Consider the following 21,543-nt stretch of genomic DNA (forward strand, 5'->3'; position numbering starts at 1 on the left):
AGCGATAGCGAGAAGCAGACTGACTCAGCGACAAATCTGGAAGCAGGGCTGCGCGAGCGGCATCGTAGGCCTCCCAGTTTTCATATTTCTCCAGTGATGGGATCGTCACGCTCTCGCCCAAATCCAGTCCCGCCAGGGCTGCATCTACCAGCGTATCGACTTCCATCAGCATGTGCTCTGGCAGCTCATCGCTGGATCTTCCTGAACGTTCGAAAATCTCGGTGCGGGTCAAACCTGGCAGCACGGCCTGCACTCGCACACCGTACGGTTGCAGCGAAGCTTCCAGCGATCGGCTGAAGTTCAAAACGAAGGATTTGGTGCCGTTATACACGCCGTTAGACATTTCATGCACCAGTGAAAGAACGGAAGCGATGTTGATGATGGTGCCCTGTTTGCGGGCCTTGAAGGCGTTAGCCGCAGCATGTGCAAGGCGAGTAGGGGCGAGTACGTTGAGGATAATCATCCGCTGTACGCTGTCGATGTCGTTATCCAGGAAGTCGTCAGCCACAGTCATCCCCGCGTTATTTAATAACAGGGTGATATTGGTATCAGTACTCAGACGCTGTTCGACGCGGGCCAGGTCTTGCTGATCAATCAGATCTGCCGCCAGCACGTCGGCTTTAACGCCATAGTCTGAAGACAACCTTGCGGCCAGCGCTTCAAGCTTCGTTTTATCTCGTGCAATCAGCAATAAGTCATAGCCGCGCTCCGCAAGACGTTGTGCATAGAAAGCACCAATCCCTGCCGATGCGCCGGTGATAGCTGCTGTACCTTTAGTTGGGGTAGATGTGGTCATGATGCTCTCCTGAATATGATGGTTATCATTTGGTGATGCGGCTTAATATGATGGTCATCATATTTGCTGTCAATAGCCTCAAAATGACGGACTCACCAGCCCGCAACCGCTCAGTTAAAATTAAAGATAATTCTTTCAATCAGATAGCTCAGCATCTGCCCGAACATCATTGAATATGACGGTCATAATAATTATTATGATAGTCATATCCTGTTAACCGCTGACCTAAGCTGGGTGTCATCTCATCCGCGCTATGGCCTTTATTCACGTTAAGCAGGCGCAGAGTTAAGTCGATCAACCACTCAGTCCCCAACGGAGGCACAATGTCAGAAGTCATTACCCATAAAGAACGCACTCGCCAGCGTATTCTGGACGAAGCGGCAGCCATCATGCGCGTCGTGGGGACAGAAGGTATCGGCGTGGCTGCGTTGATGAAGCGAGTAGGGCTGACGCACGGCGGTTTTTATGCGCACTTCACCTCGCGCGATGATCTGGTGGCGAACGTTATCGACCGCATGTTTAACGAAACCGGCGAAAGACTGAGTGCTTTATCACCTCTGCCTGAAGGAGCTGAGCGACTCTCCAGCCTGATCGATTCGTATCTCTCTCCGGAAGCCCGCAAAGCGCCTGAGCACAACTGTCCGATGCCTTCGCTGGCGGGCGAAGCCAGTCGATTACCGGATGAGGCTCGTGCTCGTTTTACGCTTGGCATTCAGGAAATGCAGGAGGTGATCGCCCGTTCGCTTCAGGCGATGGGGCATCAACAGCCGCAGTCACTGGCCTCATCAGCTCAGGCTGAGTTGATCGGTGCAATGGCGCTGGCCCGTGCGATTCAGGATGAAGCAGTGGCTGAGGAGGTGTTGGCGGACTCTCGTAGCCAGCTGAAGCAGCGGCTAGGGTTGAACGGTGAGGCTAATAAAGCAGGGTAAAAGCAGGATTAAGGGACCATGGCATCATCAAATCTTACCTGACCAGGATGCTGGTTGTGTCGGCAGTAATACGCTAAAAAGGGTATGAAAAGGTACGATTCGTACCTGTTTGCAGACAGAAGGAAATAACCATGCACAGCTTTACAGCCAGTGAGGCCAAGATCCAGTTTGGCGAGCTCATCAGTAAAGCGCAGCGCGAGCCAGTCAGTATTACCAAGAACGGCCGCCCTAAAGTGGTGATGATGTCGATTGAAGACTTTCACGACTACGAGCAGTTGAAGCTATTGAAACTGCGGGCGATGGTTGCTGAGTCGATTGCCCAGTCAGAGCGTGGTGAGGTGCACAGTATTGATGATGTGTTCAGCGAGCTGACCAAAGAAGAAATCAAACACGCTGGGGAATAGGTTCACGGATGACCGTCATATTTACCACACAAGCAAGAGCGCAGATCCGCGCTATCAGAGCCTACTCATACCGCCATTTTGGTGCGGTTACCGCTGGTCTGTATGCCAACGCGTCAGGTACCACGATGCAGGACATCCTTGAGCCTAACCCTGCATCAGGCCGGGACCGCAGTGCGGATATCGGCCCCGGCGTGCTCAGTTTCCCCTGCAACTCTCACATTATCTTTTACCGGGTAGCCAATGTCGGCATAGAGATCCTGGCCGTGGCACATCAGAAAGACGAACCCACAAAATATTCCCCCTGACCGATGCCTGAGCTGCAAAGATCGGTGTTCAGTGAAGCTTGCCTGCTCCCCTAAAACTCACATCAACTGTCGATGTCTGTCGAAAGCGCTATCTCTTTCTGCGCTTCCAGCGCCGCCAGCCGTTCGGTCAACGCGGCATGAACGAGTGTGTAAGCATCGCTGCCTAGCGTCAACCTGCGTGGCGCAGGGGAACGGTCGACAGAGGCGATTATCTCGCGCACCATCTTTTTCGCGTCGCCGACTGTTGGCCAGTTCTGCAACAGTTGCCGCATCACGCTGTCATCATAAGCGGCAAGCGGTTCAGCCATCTCCATTCCCTGAGTGAATCCAGTCTGCGCGGTGCCGGGTTCAACCAGTGTGAAGTCAATATTGAATCCTGCCACTTCCTGAGCGACCGTCTCGACAAAGCCTTCCATCGCAAATTTGCTGGTGTGATAAAGGCTCAATCCTGGGAAGGTAACCTGTCCACCCATGGAAGAGAGTTGCAGGATGCGGCCGCCATCTTGCTGACGAAGATGGGGTAATGCCGCGCGGATCAGATGAATCGATCCCAACACGTTGGTGTTCATCAGGCGCTCAATTTGCGCATCGGCGAGTTCTTCCGCCGCTCCCGCAAGACCGTAACCAGCGTTGCTGACTACGACATCAATCCTGCCTAAATCAGCGAAGGCCTGGTTAACGACCTTCCGCACATTTTCGGCGTCAGTCACATCCAGTTGGGCCAGCCAGAGTTGCTGTCCGTAGCGCTCTTTCAATGCCAGTAATACGGCGGGTTTGCGCAAAGTGGCCGCCACGCGGTCGCCACGTTCGAGCAGGCGTTCAGTCATTTCCAGGCCGAAGCCGGATGAGGTGCCGGTAATAAACCAGGTTCTGGACATAGGGTTTCTCCTGTTGGGTGTCAGGTAACCTTACGCCGCCAGAATTGATGCTACTATCCGTCTAATCGTGCATGAGTTAGTGAAAATTTCCCATGAATAGCAAACCCGATCTTACCGCGCTAAATGCCTTTGTTCTGGTCGCTACCCGGCGCAGTTTTCGTCAGGCCGCCGACGAGCTGGGGTTATCGCCTTCAACCTTGAGCCACATGCTGCGGGCGCTGGAAGAGAAGATGGCGGTGCGTTTGCTGCATCGAACCACTCGCAGCGTCTCGACGACTGAGGCCGGAGAACAGTTGCTGAAGCAGTTAAAGCCTGTTTTACAGGGGCTGGAAAGTGCGCTCAGTTCGGTTGAACAATTCCGTCAGCAGCCAGCCGGAACGTTAAGGATCAACGCGAGTGAAAGCGCCGCACGCCAGCTGTTGCAGCAGGTTGTGCCGCTATTTTTGCAGCGTTACCCCGCAATATCGTTGGACCTGGTCACCGAAGGGCGGTTGATCGATATCGTCAGCGAGCAGTTTGATGCGGGCGTGCGGCTGTTTGAAGATGTGCCGCAGGATATGGTGGCGGTGCCCTTTGGCGGCGATCTGCGCTTTATTGCTGTGGCTTCGCCGGCTTATGTAGCGAAAAATGGCCAACCTGCCACACCCGACGATTTGTTAAAGCATCAATGCATTCGCTTCCGCTTACCCAGCGGCAAGCTCTATCGCTGGGAGTTCTCCCGCCGTGGCGTGGAGCGGCATGTGGAGGTGAAGGGCGCGCTGATGCTGGATCATCTTGAACTGATGGTTGAATCCGCTGCGGCAGGATTGGGGATCGCTTATGTGCCGAGCAGTGTGGCGGAACCCTGGTTAGAGAGTGGCAAGTTGCAGACAATGCTTGAGGAGTGGAGTCCGCCTTCGCCAGGCCTGGCCCTTTACTATCCCGGCCATCGTCATGTGCCAGCAGCGTTAAGAGCCTTTATTGATGTGGTGAAGTCGCTGCCTGTCACCCCATTCCCGGCGGGATGACAGGCGGATGATAAATGGCGGCGCTCCAGTGTCGGCTGCTGGCATGTTTCTCAGCCAGCCAGCCCTCTTTACGCAGATGACGGGCGATCATTTTGTTCATGATCCCGTGTCCCAGCAGCAGAACATTGCCCTGTTCGGAGAGGGAGATCAGCCGGTTGGCGGCCTGGCTTGCCCGCAGTTCAGCCTGCTGGAATGACTCGACGGAGCCCGCATAACCGCATAGCCACATCAGGCGAAGTAAGGAAAGCCACAGCGAAGGCGGCAGATGAGGATAAGCAAGGCGCATTGTGGGAAGGGAAACTTCACTGAAAACCGCATCGATACAGGCCGGTTCCAGCCCCAGTTTTTGCAATGAGGAACGGGCGCGAGGGAGTGGGCTGGTCACCACATAGTCTGCCATCGCTGCTACCCGGATGCTTTTTTCGGGCGGACCATCCTGAACGTTCGACAAATCATAGGCTTCAGACCATTCAGTCATGGCCAGCGCCGGCAAGCGGCCGCCCACGGTGTGGTCCGGTTTGCCGTGACGCATCAGAATTATGGTCATAACCTTCCCTCAGGTGACTTTTCTCAAGAGTAAGCTTCCGTTCACGTTAAGACAAATAAGCAGGCTGATTTTAAGATTTGCCCCGCAAAACGGGTTGATTCATCTGGCTGCAACAAAACGCTGTTTAGAATGCCCACGACTGAGCCGGTCGACAGTGAGTAAAAATCGATCTTTAGTACAGTTTATTCGGTGTATTGTAGTGCAATTTAAGACAATGAAAACAGGTTTTTTATATAAGTGACTGTATTTTATGTTTTTGTTTTGAAATTGCCTGTTCCCAATGTGAAGTGACACTAATTTATTTCAAGAGATCTATTGCATTATCTACGCGCGTAGATAGAATAGACCTCGTAGTAAAAATTCGCGACGCATGATGCTTATCTGCCCAGTGAAGGTCACTTTGTTTCACGTTATGGATGCGATTGGTTACTTAAAACCAACGACCGGGAAACGAATAAAACTCTCCCAACACCAGGGAACCTGTTACTGACCTTAACCATGGCTCAGCAAAAGAGCGTCCTAACTGGCGAATTTTTCCTGACTCTCAGGACTCGCCAGGGAAGGCAAATTAGCACTCTGCATCTCAGGGAATTTTCATGTCCACTCCTCAAAGCATTCAGCACGAGGCTTCACGTTCCGCACCCTCTGCAGCGGATGAACGCCTGACTACCCCGGAAGGGCGCAAAGATTTCTGGCGAGCCACCTTCTCCTGTTGGCTGGGCACCGCTATGGAATATGCGGATTTTGCACTCTATGGTCTGGCCGCCGGGATTATCTTTGGCGACGTCTTCTTCCCCGAATCCACCCCGACAATGGCACTTCTGGCCACCTTCGCGACCTGGTCCGTTGGCTTTATCGCCCGCCCCATTGGTGCGCTGTTCTTCGGCTGGCTTGGCGATCGTAAAGGTCGTAAAACCGTCATGGTCTCCACCATCATTCTGATGGGCGCTTCTACTACACTGATTGGCCTTATCCCAAGTTATGCCTCAATTGGCCTGTGGGCACCGGCTTGTCTGGTCGTTTTACGCTTCAGTCAGGGCTTTGGTGCAGGAGCGGAGCTCTCGGGCGGAACGGTGATGCTGGGTGAATATGCTCCGGCAGAAAAACGCGGTCTGGTGTCCTCGATCATTGCTCTAGGTTCAAACAGCGGCACGTTAATCGCCTCGCTGGTCTGGCTTGCCGTGGTGCAGATGGACCAACAGCAGCTGCAGGAGTGGGGCTGGCGTATTCCGTTCCTTTGTAGCTCGCTGATTGCTTTGGCAGCGCTGTGGATCCGCCGTCATCTGAGAGAAACCCCGGTCTTTGAACGCAAGAAAGCCGAAGTGCTGTTGCAGCGCGAAAGCTCCCGCGTAGCGACTCCCGCGCCTGTAGATACCCGCAGCTTCGGGAAGCGCAGCCGCTCGTTCTTTGTGATGGTTGGCTTACGTATTGGTGAGAATGGCCCTTCGTATCTTGCCCAGGGTTTTATCATCGGTTACGTGGTGAAAGTGCTGGCGGTGGATAAGTCTGTCGCCACTACGGCGGTATTCCTGGCCTCGTTGCTCGGCTTCCTGATTATTCCTTTTGCTGGCTGGCTCTCAGACCGCTTCGGTCGCCGGATTACCTACCGATGGTTCTGCCTGTTGCTGATCCTTTACGCTTTCCCGGCCTTCATGCTGCTGGACTCTCGTGAGCCAGTGATTGTGATCTCTACTATCGTTGTGGGTATGGGTCTGGCTTCGCTCGGTATTTTTGGCGTGCAGGCTGCCTGGGGCGTAGAGATGTTTGGCGTGAATCATCGCTACACCAAAATGGCGACGGCGAAAGAGCTGGGGTCGATTCTTTCCGGCGGCACTGCGCCACTGGTTGCCGCGGCGCTGTTGACCTGGACAGGCCACTGGTGGCCGATTGCCACCTATTTTGCGGCGATGGCGGCCATTGGCTTCCTGACTACTTTTGTTGCCCCGGAAACCCGTGGGCGAGATCTTAATGACCCGGAAGACGCGATCTGACGGGAACAAGGTGAACCGTTGGTCTCCCGGCGGTTCACTTCTTTAAAAGGGTATACATTGGCAAAAAGTACCGTAAGTCGCGCTACCCGCACTGATGTGGCCAGAGAAGCTGGCACGTCGGTCGCCGTGGTGAGCTACGTTATCAATAATGGTCCGAGGCCGGTTGCCGAAGCAACACGGCTTCGTGTGCTTGCAGCGATCAAGAAAACGGGTTACCGCCCCAATAGCGTAGCCAGGGCGCTGGCTTCTGGCACCACCAAAACCTACGGTCTGGTTGTGCCCAATATCTCCAATGCTTTTATCGCTTCATTTGCTCATGCCTTGCAGCAGGAAGCGTTGAGTAACGGCATGGTTATGCTGCTGGGCGATGCGGGAGACTGCCGCAAGCGGGAGTTGGAGCTGATCAATAACCTGCTTAGCCGCCAGGTTGACGGGCTGTTTTATAACAGTGTCGACCGCCATCCTTATATCGATGTGATTCAGGCTACCGGCACGCCGCTGGTGATGCTGGATCGCGTCGACCCCGCTCTGCAGGTGAATATTCTGCGGGTCGATGAGCGTGAAGCCGCCTTTCAGGTGACCTCACATCTGTTAAGCCACGGCTACCAGGATATTGGCATTATCTGCGGGCCGCTGGAACGTTTTAATACCCAGGATCGTCTTTCAGGCTGGCGTCAGGCGCTGGCCGACTTTGGCGTGACGGAACGACCAGAGTGGATATTCCCAACCACCTACACCCGCGAAGGCGGCTATGAAGCCGGGCTGCAGATGCTGAAAAGCGGCGAGTTACCTCGCGCGCTGTTTGCCAGCAACGAAACCCAGGCGATTGGCTGTATTCGGGCGCTGTCGGAACACAACATCACGGTGCCAGAGCAAGTTGCTCTGGTCTGTTTTAACGGAACGGATCAATCAGCGTTTCATGTCCCTTCATTAACCACCGTGCGACAGCCGGTTGGCGAAATGGCAAAAAGGGCCATAGCAATGCTGACAGCCCCGGAAGGCGAGGCACAGCTGAGTGAGTTTGCGCACCAGCTGGAAATAGGTGAATCCTGCGGCTGTAGCTTTACCGGCAGCCACGGCGCCGGACAAAAACGATAATAAAAAAATGAAAAGACTGATTATTGATTGTGACCCAGGAAACGGCATCGTTGGTGCCAATGTCGATGATGGTCTGGCCATAGCGCTTGCGCTGGGGTCACCCCATATCTCGCTAGAGTTAATCACCACGGTCGCAGGGAATACCCCCAGCGAGCAGGGTTTTAACGTAGCGAAAGATTTAATCCAGAATTTAGGCCTGACCCTCCCGGTTATCAAAGGCGCCACTCAGGCGTTGAAGGAACCCCCAGAACCCTGGCGTGAGGCGCTGGATAATCGGGTGCATGGCAATAAGCTGGCACATTTATGGCAGGGCGTTCGTCAGCCGCAGGCGTTTGACGCACCTGACGAAGAAGCGGCTGAAGCGATTGGCCGGCTGATATGCGAAAATCCTGGCGAGATCACCCTGGTGGCTATTGGGCCGTTGACCAACGTGGCGCTGGCGATGGAACGCTATCCTGATATGGTGGAAGCGGTGCAGGAAATCGCCATCATGGGCGGCGTCTTCGCGCTGGATGATTACATCAAAGACACCAATTTTGGCCTCGATCCTGAAGCCGCGCACAAGGTGCTGAATAGCGGCGCGAATATCACCTTAGTGCCAATGGACGTCACCACTCAGACGATGATGACACATCGCGATCTGCTCAGAATTGCTAAGCTGAATACCCCACTGGCGAGGTTTGTCACTGAGACGCTGAGGCCATGGATGGATTACTCCATGCAGACCCGCAATCTTCCGGGCTGCTGGATCCACGATGCGCTGGTGGTTGCCTGGCTGTTGAATCAGCAGGTGGCGACAGCGGCAGATTATTACGTTGATGTGGAAGTCCGTGAGGGACCAACGCGTGGAAAATCCTGGCGCTACAGGCCGCCATTACGTGTAAATGTGGGTATTGATCGGTCAGCGGGTGGACTTGTTCATGTCCTGCAAACGGTGGATAACCGTCTGCTGCTCTCCATGCTGGAGAAAGCCCTTTCTTAAGGCTGATGGCAACTGCTCCTGTCAGATTCGAACGATCAAAAAGGGCGGAGAAATCCGCCCTGATGGTATTCAGCCAGGCGTGCCGGTGACGAATGCCCTCGCTCCGGTACCTTTAAAGCTCTTCGCTCAACCCCGACTTCCAGCCACTTTCACCGCGCGCTGCCAGCGTACCGCATCAATCACCAGCATCACTAACAGGCTGATGCCCATCAACGGCAGGCTTAATGCCAGTGCAACACCGCAAACAGACACCGCAAAGCGGGCGCTAAGCGACAGTTGCCGCCAGTGATAAATCAGCGTTTCGGCTGGATGCGGACCTTGACCGGCAGCCGGACGGCGCAGCCACCATAAGCGATAGCCCATCACAATCATCACGCACAGCCCGAGGGCAAATCCCGCCATAACCAGCTGATTAGCTAAGCCGAATAACACGCCCATATGTGCATCCACGCCCCAGCGCGTGAGCTTAGCCAGCAGGCCAAATTGCGCAAATTCCACCTTATCCAACAACGCAAAGCTACGGGGATCTACCGACACGCTGTCTACCTGCGTTGGCCAGCGGCGATCGATCTCGCTGACGGTCCAGGCTTTATCAGCACGCGTGGTGGGACGGATCTCTATCTTACCGGCAGAAATCCCCGCCGCGCGGGCGGTATGCACCACAGCATCAAATTGCTCTGGCGAGATGCTGACAGAGGTTGCCGGTTCTTCAGGCATCTTCATGCCTGACATACGGTGCTCAGCATGTTCATCTTCCGGCATGTTCATACCAGGCATACTGTGATCGGCATGCTCGCTCAGATCCGCTGACATCGGCCTTTCATTTGGCGTGAGCACGGTATTCACCGAAGGGGTTAGCCAGCCAAAATGGGCACGCAGGGATGAGATGTTATCGCCAGCCCAGCGAGACCAGGTCAGGCCTGTTGCGGAGAAGAAGATCAACCCCAACAGCAGCGCAACACCCAGCGTGCTGTGCCAGTAGCGGGTGCGCAGCAGGCTTTGCCCGCGCGATCGGCTGCCTTTCTTAATCCGCCCAGGCGCACGGCTGGTCGCCCACAGTAGCAGGCCGCCCAGAGACGCAACCCATAACCAACTTGCCGCCAACTCGCTGTAATTCCGGCCAACGTCACCTAACAGCAGATTCTGATGCAGATAATCCAGCCAGGTGCGCAGCGGCAGCACGCCGCTGGTGCCGTAGACGTTAAGCATGCCCCGAATCTCTAAAGTCTGAGGATCGACAAAGACGGCGGTGGTGGCAGTTCCTCCGTCTGGCGTGGTGAACATCACCCGAGTGGTTTCACCTGGGGTGGGAGCAGGGCGCAGAGCCGTAATTTTTGCCTGCGGGCCGATAGACTTTTCTGCGACCAGAACCTGATCGGCGAGAGATTTTTCCGCACCCTGGCTGGAGGTGAACAGTTGGTGTGAGTAGATCGCGTTTTCCAGCTGTGGAGTCAGCGCATACAGCGCGCCGGTGAAGGCCGCAACGAAGATAAAGGGACCGATAAATAGGCCGATGTAGAAATGCAGGCGACGCAATAACGGCAGCAACGCGCTGCGGGAGTGTTCGGCGCGCGCAGACTGCGCCAGGATTTTTTCCGACATGATAGTTTTCCATCCGCCTGTTTTCAGGCATGAGCAGGTGTCTGTCGCTGTAACGACAGAATATTTTTAGTTATCAACACAGGCTCAGTAAGCGGGTGGGGCTCTTGGATGGAAAAATTGCGGAATAAACCGTGCCACAGCAGGGCGAAACGGCGGCAGATCGGCAAGCTTTGCGGCCTGCAGTGAAGACCACAGCACCGGTAAATGAGTCAGATCCAGCGGTAAGTGAGCCAGCAACACACAGTAACCACAGGCGCTGTCATCCATCATCGACATCGGATGGTGTTGCATCATTCTTGCGTGCTCAAGCGGCGACATTTCTGCCATTGCCCTGCCGTCCATCGGCATCTCATGATCCATGGCCATCTCATGATCCATTCCCGGCATCATCATTGGATGGCGGGCAGCATCGCTTGCCAGTGATTTGGAAATCACCGGGGCAATAAACAGCAGCATAATGGCAACTACCGCCAGCCAGGCCGCAAAGCGGTTGGGTGAACGGTGCATCTGAATCAGCGACAAGCCTTGAGCATCCTGGTCAAGAAATCCACGACCGGCAGTGTAACAAAAAAAGATTTTTTGTTTGAGGGAATAAAGCTGTTGCTGGTTCGCTTTATCGGGTAATCAAACTGTAGGTGATAACGATGGCTTAGCGATGGCGATTGTCGCCGGAACCGTGGCGGTGCTGATTTGTCTGTTTGTGGCTTTCGGCAGGGAAACGCGAGGGGTGGACATCTCCTCCTCGTCAGGCAAGGTGAGCGAATAATCCCGCCAGAGGGAAACAGGTGAGCAGGGCGGTTCTAAGAGCCGCCCAGTTTTAGGGTCAGGCAGGGATTTCGCAGACGTCGACCCATTTGGCGTCAGTCAGTTGGGCCAGCATCTCCGGCGAAATTCGCACGGCGCTGTTGATCGATCCTGCTGCGGGCAGCACTTCTGCATAGTGCTTCAGCGAGATATCGCACAGGATTTGCAACGGCGTTTCCAGCCCAAAGGGACAGACGCCGCCGACCGGATGACCCGTCCAGTTCACCACTTCATCTGTGCTGAGCATGCGGGCTTTCGCCCCGAGCGTAGCTTTCAGCTTGCGGTTATCCAGGCGGGCATCGCCGCGAGTCACAATTAATACCACCCGATCTTTCACCTTCAACGACAAGGTTTTGGCAATCTGGCCGGGCTCCACATGGTGTGCCCGCGCCGCCAGAGCGACCGTTGCTGTGCTCTCGGCCAGCTCAATAATGCCAATATCAGGGGCGCGCTCGGCAAAAAACTGCCGTACAGACTCCAGGCTCATGCTTTTCTCCCACTTAACGAAGCGGATAAAGTTGCCACAGAGCTGACTGACTGTAAACGGGAAGGCGTTAATTTAGCTTAACGTGCAGTTTCCGCAGCGCTCAACCTCAGGCAGGCGGTAACGCTGGCAACAAGTGCGGCGCTGCATTTCACCGTCGCGCGGGAGCATAGTGCGATAGAAAGGATTGTCAGAACCATCAAGCAGGGTTTTGCTAAAGAAGAAGGCGTGCTCCAGCTCGGCGTGCAGGGATTTGCCCAGCAGAGGAGCTAACTCACCCAGGAACCAGTGCACGGCGAAGCCGGTATTGCTCAAGATGAGTTTGCCGTTGATGTCACCGTGCTGCTCAATAGCGCGGACAGCCGGGATCACATGCTGTTGGATCAGGCGGTCCATACGGCGATGCGGGCTAAGAAAACGCGCCTCTTCATCTTCGCGAACATCAAACCAGAAGGTCGCTGGGCGGCCGGTTTCATGGAACTCAACGTGACAATGCTCTGGCGAGCAGTCCAGCGGGCGGTTTTCCAGCAGCAGAGCCATCATCATCGGCGGCAGAACCAGGCCGAAGTACCATTGCGCCCAGAGCGATTGCAACGGTTTGTTTTCGCGTTCCATCCCGCCATGCTCACGATAGATAAAGTCACCGTATTGGGCGTTGAGGCGGGCGAAATTCTCCGGTGTGGACCAGCGATCCAGCGTCATGCTGCTGGCTGGCGCTTCCTCCCCCAGCTTCACGCTATCCAGGAAATAAGCACGGTGTTCACTGAACAAGGCGCGCAGCGAAGAGGCCAGCGAACGATTGCTCTGCAAAAAGATCAGCGGATGTGAACCATACTCAACTGCCTGACGAACGATTGTGGCCATGGGATTTCCAGGGTAAACCGAAGTACAAAAACAAATGATAATCGTTCTTGATTGTATCTGAGCAGATACGGACAAACAAGCAGCAATTTGTGCGCGAAAGAAAAGGGGGGATCAGGCGCGTTCTTTCTGAAATATAACCCTACCGTCAGCGGGGAAATAAGTCTGAATGGCTTCAGGTATTTGAAGTCAGGTGTTATTTACTGTTTAAAGAGCAGATCTGTCCCTGTTAACGATAATCAATGGAAATGCAGCGTTAATTCCAATTATACGGAATAATGATGGCTGAGACTTTATCTGCTGTAAATGACCTTTTTTCGCTCGCCTTTTTGCTGCTGAAATTAACAAATTTATTTCATTTGTCTCATTAATGAGTTTATTACGATGACAGGGCGGGTTATTGCCAATAAGCTGGCAGGATAGGGAATTTGAATTAATTGAACGGATTAATTATTTAAAGCTATCGGCCCGGTATTCCGGGCCAGACAGGCAATCACATTGCGTCAGCAGGCTGGGTAAGACTGCCTTTCGCAATATCTTCATAGGAGAGAATAGTATTACGGCCCCGATTTTTTGCCAGATACAGCGCCCGATCGGCATTTGCCAGCGCGGCATCAAAATCGTCTTCGAACAGCGGGGCAAAGCCAGCGCTGACGGTGACATGGGTGGCTACCCGGTCGTTGAAACGGTGCGGGATCTCCAGATTCAGCACGTACTGCCGGATGCGTTCAGAGAGCTTGCAGGCAATCGACTCGTTAACGTTGGTCAGCAGCACCAGAAACTCTTCGCCGCCGTAGCGGGTCACAATGTCCCTTGAGCGCACCGCATCGCGGATAGCAACGGACACGCGCGCTAACGCCTGGTCGCCCATCGCGTGGCCATAGTTGTCGTTATAGGCCTTGAAGTTGTCGATATCCAGCAACAGCACGTAATGGCTGCCCGCGTGGTTCTCCAGGATGTTCTCAAGGCGATTTTTCAGCCCACGGCGATTGTACAACCCGGTTAACGGGTCAAGCATGCTGAGGTCGCTGTAGGTCTCTTTCTCTTCATACAGTTGGCGCATCAGACGCAGGGTAAAGTTATCCCTGCGGCGCTGCATCAGGTGGTGCAGGGTAAAGCCAATCAACGGCAGGGCAATCGTGAACAGGATCAGCAGCGTATTCTGGCCGTGGTCCAGCACCAGCACGGCAACCGAAGGCGGCGCAGTGTGCAGGCAAAACGCCAGCAAATGGTCGCCTAGCGCGATAGCGCTGATAAAAAACACGCTAACCAGACTGATCACCAGAAAACTGCCATCGAAATAAAATACCGCTTCATACTTATCGTAAATTTGCCATGTCCAGAGCAAACCCGTTATTACGGCTACCCCATTTAATATCGGGAATTTCCCCGCAGGTCTTAACAGCATTAACGCCATAATCGCTGCACAAAATACAGCAATGGCCAGCGTAGGGAGTGAAAACTGGAACTGTTCCAGGCTTCCTTTCGTGTTACATAAACAAAATAAAGACGTTGCTGTGTTTAAAAAGAGAAAGAGCATCAGCGACAGCCGATGCTTGCTGTGAAGCAATTCATCATAGCTTTGTAATTTCATTATTTTCTACTCGTGACTGCAGAGAAATAATCCGCACCAGTAACCTAAATTGGCGGAGTCATTCGTGCGTGGAATAGTTTATGTCTGTTATTATTTGAATTTTCTTAATAGTGAACGCTGTCAATTTACCACTTAACATTCTGAGTGTCATCAGCGTGGGCAAAGTTTCAGCAGGAGGACGGTAAATTATGCTGCAAAGTGATAAATATTCTTATATGCTATTGGTAATCATTATCATTTGAAAGGATGTGGGTACGACAATGCTGATAGCAATGGTCACCGCATGTGGACTTTGGGGGGTAAGCTGGATGTTCGGAAAAAAACTGGATAGCGCCTGGGGCGTATTGCTGCCTTGTGCGGTGATGCCGCTGATCGCCCTGATGAAGCTGTCGTTCAGTGAATGGCGAGTGGTGATGGTGATTGCTCTGTTGGCAACCGTAGCGATGCTTTATCACAAACGGCTGCGTCATTACCTGTTATTACCTTCCTGCCTGGCACTTGCTGGTGGCATGGCGGCAATCTCAGTGAATTTCGGCATGCTGTGACAGCGTAAACAGGGAAGTTTAAGGGCAAAGGAGTAGCCGCGCGTGAAGATAAAATCAGCGACGAGAAATCGGGTCTGAACAGGGAGTGTTTAACGAAATATGAGACAGGGAAAGGGCAGAGAACATTCTGGAAAGAGGGGGGAAGCAGTAAGACAGTTTCAACTTGGTGCGAAGAGAGGGACTTGAACCCTCACGTCCGTAAGAACACTAACACCTGAAGCTAGCGCGTCTACCAATTCCGCCACCTTCGCATCCTGTTGAACTTTACTGTTTATTCATATCACCGCATTGGTGCGAAGGGAGGGACTTGAACCCTCACGTCCGTAAGAACACTAACACCTGAAGCTAGCGCGTCTACCAATTCCGCCACCATCGCTCTAATGCTGCGTAATATGAACAACGTGATTTATGGTGCGAAGAGAGGGACTTGAACCCTCACGTCCGTTAGGACACTAACACCTGAAGCTAGCGCGTCTACCAATTCCGCCACCTTCGCATACCATCAACACAGGTAAACTGTATTGCAACCACGGAGGCGCATTCTAGAGACTTTCCAGTGTACGTCAACAGTTATTTGGTCAGGCTGGAAGGATTGCTGCAAAAAGCAACGCTCTGCACGGCGGGTTTGGCAAATCAGGCACTTGCTGAGCGAAAAGCGGCGAAATAATCGCCGCTTCGGTCATTAACGCTTGGCTTTCGCCGCGCGCTGTAAAACGGCACGGTAAACTTTAAAACGGCCATTCTGCAACAGCACTTCATGGCTGCCAAACGTCTCATCCAGAATCTGCGGGTAAGGCAGGAAGGCGTTAGCCACGATGCGCAACTCGCCACCCATATTCAGATGCTTAACCGCGCCACGGATCAGCGTATGAGCAGCATCAAGGCTGGTCTGCATGCCGTCGTGGAACGGTGGGTTAGAGATGATCATGTCGTAACGGCCATTTACATCGGAGTAGACGTTACTGGCAAACACTTCACCTTCAAGTTCGTTAGCAGCCAGCGTGGCTTTACTGGCTTCGATAGCCGCCGCATTCACGTCAGTCATAAACAGGCGAACTTTAGGCGAGAAGCTGGCCAACATGGCGGACAGCACACCAGCGCCACAGCCCATATCCAGCACTTTGCCTTTCATGTGCGGTTTCAGCGTGGAGAGCAGCAGATTGCTTCCCACATCCAGACCGTCACGGCTGAACACGCCTGGCAGGGTTTTGATGGTCAATGCACCGAGAGGATATTCATCCCAGTACTGATCCACATCAAACGTCGCCTGCTTTTCCAGGCTGCCATGATACAAACCACAGCGACGTGCGCTGTCGATTTTGTTCATTTTTGCCCAGGGTTCCAGCATCTGTTCTGCACTGCGAACGCCGCTGCGGTTTTCGCCCACCACAAACAGATCGGCGCCCACCGGCAACAACGACAGCAGATTTTCCAGCTGGAACAGGGCTTCTGGTTTGTTCTTCGGCCAGAAGTAGATCAGCGTGTCGCACTCGGCAACGTTTTCGGCTGTCGCCACCAGGCCGAACTGGGCGTTGTCTTCCAGCGTGCGGCTCAGGATCTGCCAGTGATGATATTGTTGGGTATGCACCCGACTCAAAACGGTGTCCAGTTGGGCGGGCAGGTCATCCTGCAGATCGCCAGCAAACAGTACGCGGCGTTGAGTAAATTCATCACTGTGGCGCAGTATCACTTCACTGGCCGGGCTAAATGCAGACATCGGTGGCTCCTTACGAATCAGAGCGGGGATTATACCCAAATTAGCCAGAGTTGCAGCACTGCCGGAGGAGAACGCTGCATTCCGTTGTTTTCGTGCGGTCAGCCAGGCCGCTAAACGTGGCTTTGTTGGCGCAGGGCCGATGGGTTTGCTAGCATAGCGTCGCAATCGGGCGACCAGACGGGAATAAAGATGTCCTCCAGACGTGACTGGTTATTACAGCAAATGGGCATTACGCAGTATACGCTGCGGCGTCCGCGTGCCTTACAGGGCGAGGTTGCGGTCTCACTGCCGGAACAGACTCGCCTGCTGATTGTGGCTGAAGTGCCCCCTTTGCTGACGGATCCGTTAATCAGCGATGTGCTCCGTGCCATGTTGATGCAGGAGCAGGAAGTGGTGGTGCTAACCCCGGAACAGCTGGCCATGTTGCCAGACGATATCCGCTGTGCAACCTGGTGTCTGGGCATTGAACCAGCCGCCGTGCCAGACGGATCACAGATCGCTTCGCCTGTTCTTGCGGAGCTCTATCATAATGCCGGTGCCAAACGTGCACTGTGGCAGCAGATTTCCCACTATGAATCAGATTTCTTTACTGACCCCGCAAGACCTTGAGACCGCTTTTGCCATTGAGCAGCGCAGTCATGCTTTCCCCTGGACAGAAAAAACCTTTGCCAGCAATCAGGGCGAGCGTTACCTGAACTTTCAGATCACCGTTGGTGGGCAGATGGCAGGATTTGCCATTACTCAGGTGGTACTGGACGAAGCGACGCTGTTCAATCTGGCTGTGGATCCCGCCTTTCAGCGTAAAGGGATTGGTCGGGAACTGCTGCAACAGGTGATAACCGAGCTGGAAACAAGAGGCATTCAGACCTTATGGCTGGAAGTGCGCGCCTCGAACCGCCCGGCGATAGCTTTGTATGAGCAACTGGATTTTAACGAAGTGTCGGTACGCCGTAATTACTACCCAACGGCGGACGGCAAAGAAGATGCCATTATTATGGCCCTGACTTTATAAGGACCGACAGAGAGATGCTTAAAGATTGGGATTGGATCTTATTTGACGCTGACGATACGCTGTTTCACTTCGATGCGTTTGCCGGTTTACAGCGTCTTTTTCAGCAATATGACGTGGCTTTTTCAACCGCTGATTACGATGATTATCAGGCGATCAACAAACCGCTGTGGGTGGATTACCAGAACGGCGCCATCAGCGCCTTGCAGCTTCAGCATCAGCGCTTTGAAGGCTGGGCTGCAAAGTTGCAGGTTACGCCATTAGACCTGAATGACGGCTTCCTGGCCGCGATGGCCGATCTGTGCAAGCCGCTGACCGGTGCAGTTAGCCTGCTTAACACCCTAAAGGGGAATGTTAAGATGGGGATCATTACCAACGGTTTTACCGCCTTACAGCAGGCGCGCCTGGAGCGCACGGGGTTACTGGGCTATTTCGACCTGGTGGTTATCTCTGAACAGGTTGGCCATGCTAAACCCCATCCGGCGATTTTTGATTACGCGCTGAATGAAATGGGCAACCCTCCGCGCGAGCGGGTGATGATGGTCGGGGATAACCCTGATTCGGATATCCTGGGCGGAATAAATGCGGGGCTGGCAACCTGCTGGCTGAATGCCGACAACCGTCCTCGCCCTGAGGGCATTCAACCCACCTGGCAGGTAAAAATGCTACAAGAGCTGGAAGTGATTCTTAATACTTAAGTTTGAATTTTTCGGTGAAAAATCCCTTCTGTAAAAAAATGTCAGCATAAATGGCTGGCATTTCCTCAAATACCTCACTTCATTGAGATTAAACGATTTAAATACAGGCTATAAGGTCGCTATTCGATAACTCAGCCTTTCCCGTTGGGAGTCTTATTCACGGATAAAAAAAAGGGCACCCCGAAAGATGCCCCTGTGCGGTTAAGCGACTTTATTTAGCCAGCTTATCCTCAGTGCGCAGATCGAAGTCAGAAGCATCGTGGCGCTCATGCAGCTGTTCTGATGGCTCACCGAAGGTACGGTTGACGATGCGGCCACGCTGAACCGCCGGGCGCTGGGCAACTTCATCGGCCCAACGCACCAGATTTTTATAGGAAGCGGCGTCCAGGAATTCGGCTGCGTTGTACACGGTTCCTCTTACCAGCGCGCCATACCACGGCCAGATAGCGATATCGGCGATGGTGTACTCTTCCCCGGCGATATAGCGATTATTTGCCAGCTGACGGTCTAATACGTCTAGCTGACGCTTGGCTTCCATGGTGAAACGATCGATTGCGTATTCGATCTTCACCGGCGCATAGTTGTAGAAGTGGCCAAAGCCGCCGCCCAGGTAAGGCGCGGAACCTTGTAACCAGAACAACCAGTTCAACGTTTCAGTGCGGGCTGCCGGATCTTTTGGCAGGAAGTGACCAAACTTCTCTGCCAGATACAGCAGGATCGCGCCGGACTCAAAGACTCGGGTAGCGGGCTTGGTCGAACAGTCCAGCAGCGCAGGAATTTTTGAGTTAGGGTTTACTGCTACAAAGCCTGAAGAGAACTGATCGCTTTCGCCAATGCGGATCAGATGCGCATCGTATTCCGCATCGTTCACGTTCAAAGCCAGTAACTCTTCCAGCATAATGGTCACTTTCTGGCCATTCGGCGTGCCCATTGAGTAAAGCTGAAGGGGATGCTTACCAACCGGCAGTTCCGCTTCGTGGCGTGCGCCAGCGGTTGGGCGGTTGATGCTTCCCCAGGTGCCACCGGCGTCTTTGTTTTCTGACCAGACTTTGGCTGGCTGATAATCCGTTGTGCTCATGTCCGAAAATCCCCTTTCTGATAAAAAAATGGCGCATCCTGGAGCAAAGCCCACAGACGTCTCGCCGATGATGGTCTAAAAATAGCTGCTGTCTGCGCAAAAAACCAAACGCGGTTGTTACATCGGATGTCAGGTATAGCATCAGGATATGACCAGCGTTTATCTTTACAGAGCACTCCTAACAGTCTTCAACGGGAACACAGAATGGATGAGCACTATCTGGCAGATCTGCAAGAAGCCGGACTGACACTGACGGACGATGGCCGCGTTTGCTGCTACTGGCAGCCTTCAATGCCTGACTATCACGATAATGAGTGGGGCAAACCGGTTGTGGACGATCGGCGCCTGTTTGAAAAGGTTTGTCTTGAAGGTTTTCACTCTGGCATGTCCTGGCAGCTGATTTATAACAAGCGGGAAAACTTCCGCCGCGCTTTTAAGGATTTTGATTTCCACGCGGTGGCGCGCTTTAATGAAGATGACGTGGCTCGCCTGCTGGAAGATGCAAGCATTGTGCGTAATCGGGCGAAAATTCTTTCCACCATCAATAATGCGCAGCGGGCCATAGAATTGATTGAAGAGGCGGGATCGCTGGCAGCCTGGTTCTGGCAGTTTGAGCCGCAGCCAGCCGAACGGCCGCATACCGTGGATTTGGAATACTGGAAGAGTGCCAAAACCTCGCCGGAATCGGTTCGCATGTCTAAGGCACTGAAAAAACGCGGCTGGACGTGGGTAGGCCCCGTAACAACTTATTCGCTGATGCAGGCGCTGGGGCTGATCAACGATCATCTGGCTGGTTGCCAGTGTCGGGAAAAATTCGAGCAGCAGCGTGAAGGGCTCAACCGCCCGGGCTGAATCTGTGTTTAAGCAACGCTGTGAACATTCATCAAGAGGCTATGCCAGTGTAGAACCTGAATCCCCGCCGCAAAATGGTTGAAAAAAACAGCAGCTGAAGCCAATACGCTTCGCTGCGCTACGCATTTATGGGGATAACGCGGCGTTCTGCATTGTTTATAACCGCCGGATCGGCGAAAATGCCGGCCATTGATGATTAATCGCCTGTGAAATTGCCCCCGCGCCGTCTGCGCAGCGGCAGCACAGCACCTAACAGAGTTTTTTCATGTCTAATGCACCCTTTATGCAAGAGGTGGCTCGTCGCCGCACTTTTGCCATCATTTCTCACCCGGATGCCGGTAAAACCACCATCACTGAAAAAGTGTTGCTGTTCGGACAGGCTATTCAGACTGCCGGTACGGTAAAAGGCCGTGGCTCTAACCAGCACGCCAAGTCGGACTGGATGGAGATGGAAAAGCAACGTGGTATCTCCATCACCACCTCCGTGATGCAGTTCCCGTATCGCGAATGCCTGATCAACCTGCTGGATACACCGGGACACGAAGACTTCTCCGAAGATACTTACCGTACTCTGACGGCGGTCGACTGCTGTCTGATGGTGATTGATGCCGCAAAAGGCGTTGAGGATCGTACCCGTAAGCTGATGGAAGTTACCCGTCTGCGTGATACGCCAATCCTGACCTTTATGAACAAACTGGACCGTGATATCCGCGATCCGATGGAAGTGCTGGACGAAGTAGAGAGCGAGCTGAAGATTGCTTGTGCGCCTATCACCTGGCCAATCGGCTGTGGCAAGTTGTTTAAGGGTGTTTACCACCTTTATAAGAACGAAACTTACCTCTACCAGAGCGGTAAAGGGCGCACCATTCAGGAAGTCCGTATCATAAAAGGTCTGGATAACCCGGAGCTGGATGTGGCGATTGGCGAAGACCTGGCTGTTCAGCTGCGTGAAGAGTTAGAGCTGGTGCAGGGCGCTTCCCATGAATTTGATAAAGAACAGTTCCTGGCCGGTAAGCTGAGCCCAGTGTTCTTTGGTACTGCATTGGGTAACTTCGGCGTGGATCATATGCTGGATGGCCTGTGCGAGTGGGCGCCGCCGCCAATGCCGCGTAATACTACGCTGCGTACTGTGACCGCTGCCGACGAGAAGTTCACCGGCTTCATTTTTAAGATTCAGGCAAATATGGATCCTAAACACCGTGACCGCGTGGCCTTTATGCGTGTGGTGTCTGGCAAATATGAAAAAGGCATGAAGCTGCGTCAGGTCCGTCTGGGCAAAGACGTGGTGATTGCCGATGCGCTGACCTTTATGGCCGGTGACCGTTCGCACGTTGAAGAAGCCTATCCTGGCGATATCATTGG

The 21,543-nt window shown here is 53.6% G+C and carries 23 protein-coding genes, 3 tRNA genes and 1 pseudogene; 14 read left to right on the forward strand and 13 right to left on the reverse strand.

Features of this window, described 5'->3' with window-relative positions:
* Positions 1-796 (reverse strand): SDR family NAD(P)-dependent oxidoreductase (locus WCC56_RS09550; protein WP_424692141.1); only part of this gene is annotated, 796 nt, incomplete at its 3' end.
* Between the two features lie 323 nt (positions 797-1,119).
* Here WCC56_RS09550 and WCC56_RS09555 point away from each other — a divergent pair.
* The 3 genes from WCC56_RS09555 (at position 1,120) to WCC56_RS09565 (ending at position 2,434) form a co-directional block, all read left to right on the forward strand.
* Positions 1,120-1,725, forward strand: coding sequence for a TetR/AcrR family transcriptional regulator (locus WCC56_RS09555; protein ID WP_424692142.1), 606 nt, complete (start codon positions 1,120-1,122; stop codon positions 1,723-1,725).
* Positions 1,726-1,856: 131 nt separating this feature from the next.
* Complete coding sequence (locus tag WCC56_RS09560) at positions 1,857-2,129, forward strand: type II toxin-antitoxin system Phd/YefM family antitoxin (RefSeq protein ID WP_424692143.1); 273 nt, start codon at positions 1,857-1,859, stop codon at positions 2,127-2,129.
* Positions 2,130-2,137: 8 nt separating this feature from the next.
* Positions 2,138-2,434, forward strand: coding sequence for a type II toxin-antitoxin system RelE/ParE family toxin (locus WCC56_RS09565; protein WP_424692144.1), 297 nt, complete (start codon positions 2,138-2,140; stop codon positions 2,432-2,434).
* 62 nt (positions 2,435-2,496) lie between these two features.
* On the opposite strand, the gene WCC56_RS09570 is transcribed toward WCC56_RS09565, so the two are convergent.
* Entirely contained in the window at positions 2,497-3,312 is an 816-nt protein-coding gene (locus WCC56_RS09570; protein ID WP_424692145.1) for an SDR family oxidoreductase, read from the reverse strand.
* Between the two features lie 92 nt (positions 3,313-3,404).
* Here WCC56_RS09570 and WCC56_RS09575 point away from each other — a divergent pair, with 92 nt between their 5' ends.
* Positions 3,405-4,319 (forward strand): LysR family transcriptional regulator, encoded by a 915-nt coding sequence (locus WCC56_RS09575; protein WP_424692146.1) that lies wholly within the window; start codon positions 3,405-3,407, stop codon positions 4,317-4,319.
* On the opposite strand, the gene WCC56_RS09580 is transcribed toward WCC56_RS09575, so the two are convergent.
* Positions 4,297-4,866, reverse strand: coding sequence for a histidine phosphatase family protein (locus WCC56_RS09580; RefSeq protein ID WP_424692147.1), 570 nt, complete (start codon positions 4,864-4,866; stop codon positions 4,297-4,299). The genes WCC56_RS09575 and WCC56_RS09580 overlap by 23 nt on opposite strands.
* 596 nt (positions 4,867-5,462) lie before the next feature.
* On the opposite strand from WCC56_RS09580, the gene WCC56_RS09585 reads away from it, so the two are divergent.
* From WCC56_RS09585 to WCC56_RS09595, 3 genes are read left to right on the forward strand one after another with little or no spacing between them, the layout of a single operon-like run.
* The gene (locus WCC56_RS09585) at positions 5,463-6,857 is read left to right on the forward strand and encodes an MFS transporter (RefSeq protein WP_424692148.1); all 1,395 of its coding nucleotides are present in this window, start codon (positions 5,463-5,465) and stop codon (positions 6,855-6,857) included.
* Positions 6,858-6,914: 57 nt separating this feature from the next.
* The gene (locus tag WCC56_RS09590) at positions 6,915-7,955 is read left to right on the forward strand and encodes a LacI family DNA-binding transcriptional regulator (RefSeq protein WP_424692149.1); all 1,041 of its coding nucleotides are present in this window, start codon (positions 6,915-6,917) and stop codon (positions 7,953-7,955) included.
* Between the two features lie 7 nt (positions 7,956-7,962).
* Positions 7,963-8,937: a nucleoside hydrolase gene (locus tag WCC56_RS09595; RefSeq protein WP_424692150.1), complete on the forward strand. Its 975-nt coding sequence runs from the start codon at positions 7,963-7,965 to the stop codon at positions 8,935-8,937.
* 126 nt (positions 8,938-9,063) lie between these two features.
* Here WCC56_RS09595 and WCC56_RS09600 read toward each other — a convergent pair whose 3' ends face one another.
* Together WCC56_RS09600 and WCC56_RS09605 are read right to left on the reverse strand one after the other, a co-directional pair.
* A complete protein-coding gene (locus tag WCC56_RS09600) occupies positions 9,064-10,539 on the reverse strand; it encodes a PepSY-associated TM helix domain-containing protein (RefSeq protein WP_424692151.1) in 1,476 nt (491 codons plus the stop codon).
* Between the two features lie 84 nt (positions 10,540-10,623).
* Entirely contained in the window at positions 10,624-11,061 is a 438-nt protein-coding gene (locus WCC56_RS09605) for a DUF2946 domain-containing protein (RefSeq protein WP_424692152.1), read from the reverse strand.
* A 103-nt stretch (positions 11,062-11,164) separates the two neighbouring features.
* Between WCC56_RS09605 and WCC56_RS09610 the strand changes: the two are divergent.
* A pseudogene (locus WCC56_RS09610) lies at positions 11,165-11,305 on the forward strand (MFS transporter); the annotation flags it as partial.
* 57 nt (positions 11,306-11,362) lie between these two features.
* On the opposite strand, the gene WCC56_RS09615 reads toward WCC56_RS09610, so the two are convergent.
* From WCC56_RS09615 to WCC56_RS09625, 3 genes are all read right to left on the reverse strand, one after another.
* Positions 11,363-11,830, reverse strand: coding sequence for a YbaK/EbsC family protein (locus WCC56_RS09615; RefSeq protein ID WP_424692153.1), 468 nt, complete (start codon positions 11,828-11,830; stop codon positions 11,363-11,365).
* Positions 11,831-11,902: 72 nt separating this feature from the next.
* Positions 11,903-12,691, reverse strand: coding sequence for a siderophore-iron reductase FhuF (fhuF, locus tag WCC56_RS09620; protein WP_424692154.1), 789 nt, complete (start codon positions 12,689-12,691; stop codon positions 11,903-11,905).
* Positions 12,692-13,181: 490 nt separating this feature from the next.
* The gene (locus tag WCC56_RS09625; RefSeq protein WP_424692155.1) at positions 13,182-14,282 is read right to left on the reverse strand and encodes a GGDEF domain-containing protein; all 1,101 of its coding nucleotides are present in this window, start codon (positions 14,280-14,282) and stop codon (positions 13,182-13,184) included.
* A gap of 260 nt (positions 14,283-14,542) precedes the next feature.
* Here WCC56_RS09625 and WCC56_RS09630 point away from each other — a divergent pair, with 260 nt between their 5' ends.
* Positions 14,543-14,827 carry a DUF1435 domain-containing protein gene (locus WCC56_RS09630; protein WP_424692156.1) on the forward strand — a complete coding sequence of 95 codons (285 nt, stop codon included), beginning with the start codon at positions 14,543-14,545 and terminating at the stop codon, positions 14,825-14,827.
* Between the two features lie 164 nt (positions 14,828-14,991).
* Here WCC56_RS09630 and WCC56_RS09635 read toward each other — a convergent pair.
* From WCC56_RS09635 to rsmC, 4 genes are all read right to left on the reverse strand, one after another.
* Positions 14,992-15,078, reverse strand: a tRNA-Leu gene (locus WCC56_RS09635).
* Between the two features lie 38 nt (positions 15,079-15,116).
* A tRNA-Leu gene (locus WCC56_RS09640) sits at positions 15,117-15,203 on the reverse strand.
* Between the two features lie 33 nt (positions 15,204-15,236).
* Positions 15,237-15,323 (reverse strand) — tRNA-Leu (locus tag WCC56_RS09645).
* 186 nt (positions 15,324-15,509) lie between these two features.
* Positions 15,510-16,544, reverse strand: a complete 1,035-nt coding sequence (rsmC, locus tag WCC56_RS09650; protein ID WP_424692157.1) for a 16S rRNA (guanine(1207)-N(2))-methyltransferase RsmC — start codon at positions 16,542-16,544, stop codon at positions 15,510-15,512.
* 189 nt (positions 16,545-16,733) lie between these two features.
* Between rsmC and WCC56_RS09655 the strand changes: the two genes are divergently transcribed.
* The 3 genes from WCC56_RS09655 to yjjG are packed head-to-tail and all read left to right on the forward strand — an operon-like array spanning position 16,734 to position 18,251.
* Positions 16,734-17,153, forward strand: coding sequence for a DNA polymerase III subunit psi (locus WCC56_RS09655; RefSeq protein ID WP_424692158.1), 420 nt, complete (start codon positions 16,734-16,736; stop codon positions 17,151-17,153).
* Positions 17,116-17,556: a ribosomal protein S18-alanine N-acetyltransferase gene (gene rimI, locus WCC56_RS09660; RefSeq protein ID WP_424692159.1), complete on the forward strand. Its 441-nt coding sequence runs from the start codon at positions 17,116-17,118 to the stop codon at positions 17,554-17,556. Before WCC56_RS09655 ends, rimI begins: the two co-directional genes overlap by 38 nt.
* A gap of 14 nt (positions 17,557-17,570) precedes the next feature.
* Positions 17,571-18,251, forward strand: coding sequence for a pyrimidine 5'-nucleotidase (gene yjjG, locus WCC56_RS09665; protein WP_424692160.1), 681 nt, complete (start codon positions 17,571-17,573; stop codon positions 18,249-18,251).
* 211 nt (positions 18,252-18,462) lie between these two features.
* Here yjjG and yghU read toward each other — a convergent pair whose 3' ends face one another.
* Positions 18,463-19,329 carry a glutathione-dependent disulfide-bond oxidoreductase gene (yghU, locus tag WCC56_RS09670; protein WP_424692161.1) on the reverse strand — a complete coding sequence of 289 codons (867 nt, stop codon included), beginning with the start codon at positions 19,327-19,329 and terminating at the stop codon, positions 18,463-18,465.
* A gap of 204 nt (positions 19,330-19,533) precedes the next feature.
* Between yghU and WCC56_RS09675 the strand changes: the two genes are divergently transcribed.
* Together WCC56_RS09675 and prfC are read left to right on the forward strand one after the other, a co-directional pair.
* Positions 19,534-20,181, forward strand: a complete 648-nt coding sequence (locus WCC56_RS09675) for a DNA-3-methyladenine glycosylase I (protein ID WP_424692162.1) — start codon at positions 19,534-19,536, stop codon at positions 20,179-20,181.
* A gap of 265 nt (positions 20,182-20,446) precedes the next feature.
* Positions 20,447-21,543: peptide chain release factor 3 (gene prfC / locus WCC56_RS09680; RefSeq protein ID WP_424692163.1), on the forward strand; the 1,097-nt coding region annotated here is incomplete at its 3' end.

Source organism: Erwinia sp., from assembly GCF_049696395.1.
Taxonomy (GTDB): Bacteria; Pseudomonadota; Gammaproteobacteria; order Enterobacterales; family Enterobacteriaceae; genus Erwinia.

Coding starts and splice junctions, on each gene's coding strand:
- rsmC (WP_424692157.1), bottom strand. CDS start 16,544: ATGTCTGCATTTAGCCCGGCCAGTGAAGTGATACTGCGCCACAGTGAT.
- WCC56_RS09585 (WP_424692148.1), top strand. CDS start 5,463: ATGTCCACTCCTCAAAGCATTCAGCACGAGGCTTCACGTTCCGCACCC.
- WCC56_RS09555 (WP_424692142.1), top strand. CDS start 1,120: ATGTCAGAAGTCATTACCCATAAAGAACGCACTCGCCAGCGTATTCTG.
- WCC56_RS09655 (WP_424692158.1), top strand. CDS start 16,734: ATGTCCTCCAGACGTGACTGGTTATTACAGCAAATGGGCATTACGCAG.
- WCC56_RS09575 (WP_424692146.1), top strand. CDS start 3,405: ATGAATAGCAAACCCGATCTTACCGCGCTAAATGCCTTTGTTCTGGTC.
- WCC56_RS09595 (WP_424692150.1), top strand. CDS start 7,963: ATGAAAAGACTGATTATTGATTGTGACCCAGGAAACGGCATCGTTGGT.
- WCC56_RS09560 (WP_424692143.1), top strand. CDS start 1,857: ATGCACAGCTTTACAGCCAGTGAGGCCAAGATCCAGTTTGGCGAGCTC.
- WCC56_RS09580 (WP_424692147.1), bottom strand. CDS start 4,866: ATGACCATAATTCTGATGCGTCACGGCAAACCGGACCACACCGTGGGC.
- yghU (WP_424692161.1), bottom strand. CDS start 19,329: ATGAGCACAACGGATTATCAGCCAGCCAAAGTCTGGTCAGAAAACAAA.
- WCC56_RS09675 (WP_424692162.1), top strand. CDS start 19,534: ATGGATGAGCACTATCTGGCAGATCTGCAAGAAGCCGGACTGACACTG.
- WCC56_RS09615 (WP_424692153.1), bottom strand. CDS start 11,830: ATGAGCCTGGAGTCTGTACGGCAGTTTTTTGCCGAGCGCGCCCCTGAT.
- WCC56_RS09625 (WP_424692155.1), bottom strand. CDS start 14,282: ATGAAATTACAAAGCTATGATGAATTGCTTCACAGCAAGCATCGGCTG.
- yjjG (WP_424692160.1), top strand. CDS start 17,571: ATGCTTAAAGATTGGGATTGGATCTTATTTGACGCTGACGATACGCTG.
- fhuF (WP_424692154.1), bottom strand. CDS start 12,691: ATGGCCACAATCGTTCGTCAGGCAGTTGAGTATGGTTCACATCCGCTG.
- WCC56_RS09570 (WP_424692145.1), bottom strand. CDS start 3,312: ATGTCCAGAACCTGGTTTATTACCGGCACCTCATCCGGCTTCGGCCTG.
- WCC56_RS09600 (WP_424692151.1), bottom strand. CDS start 10,539: ATGTCGGAAAAAATCCTGGCGCAGTCTGCGCGCGCCGAACACTCCCGC.
- WCC56_RS09565 (WP_424692144.1), top strand. CDS start 2,138: ATGACCGTCATATTTACCACACAAGCAAGAGCGCAGATCCGCGCTATC.
- rimI (WP_424692159.1), top strand. CDS start 17,116: ATGAATCAGATTTCTTTACTGACCCCGCAAGACCTTGAGACCGCTTTT.
- WCC56_RS09630 (WP_424692156.1), top strand. CDS start 14,543: ATGCTGATAGCAATGGTCACCGCATGTGGACTTTGGGGGGTAAGCTGG.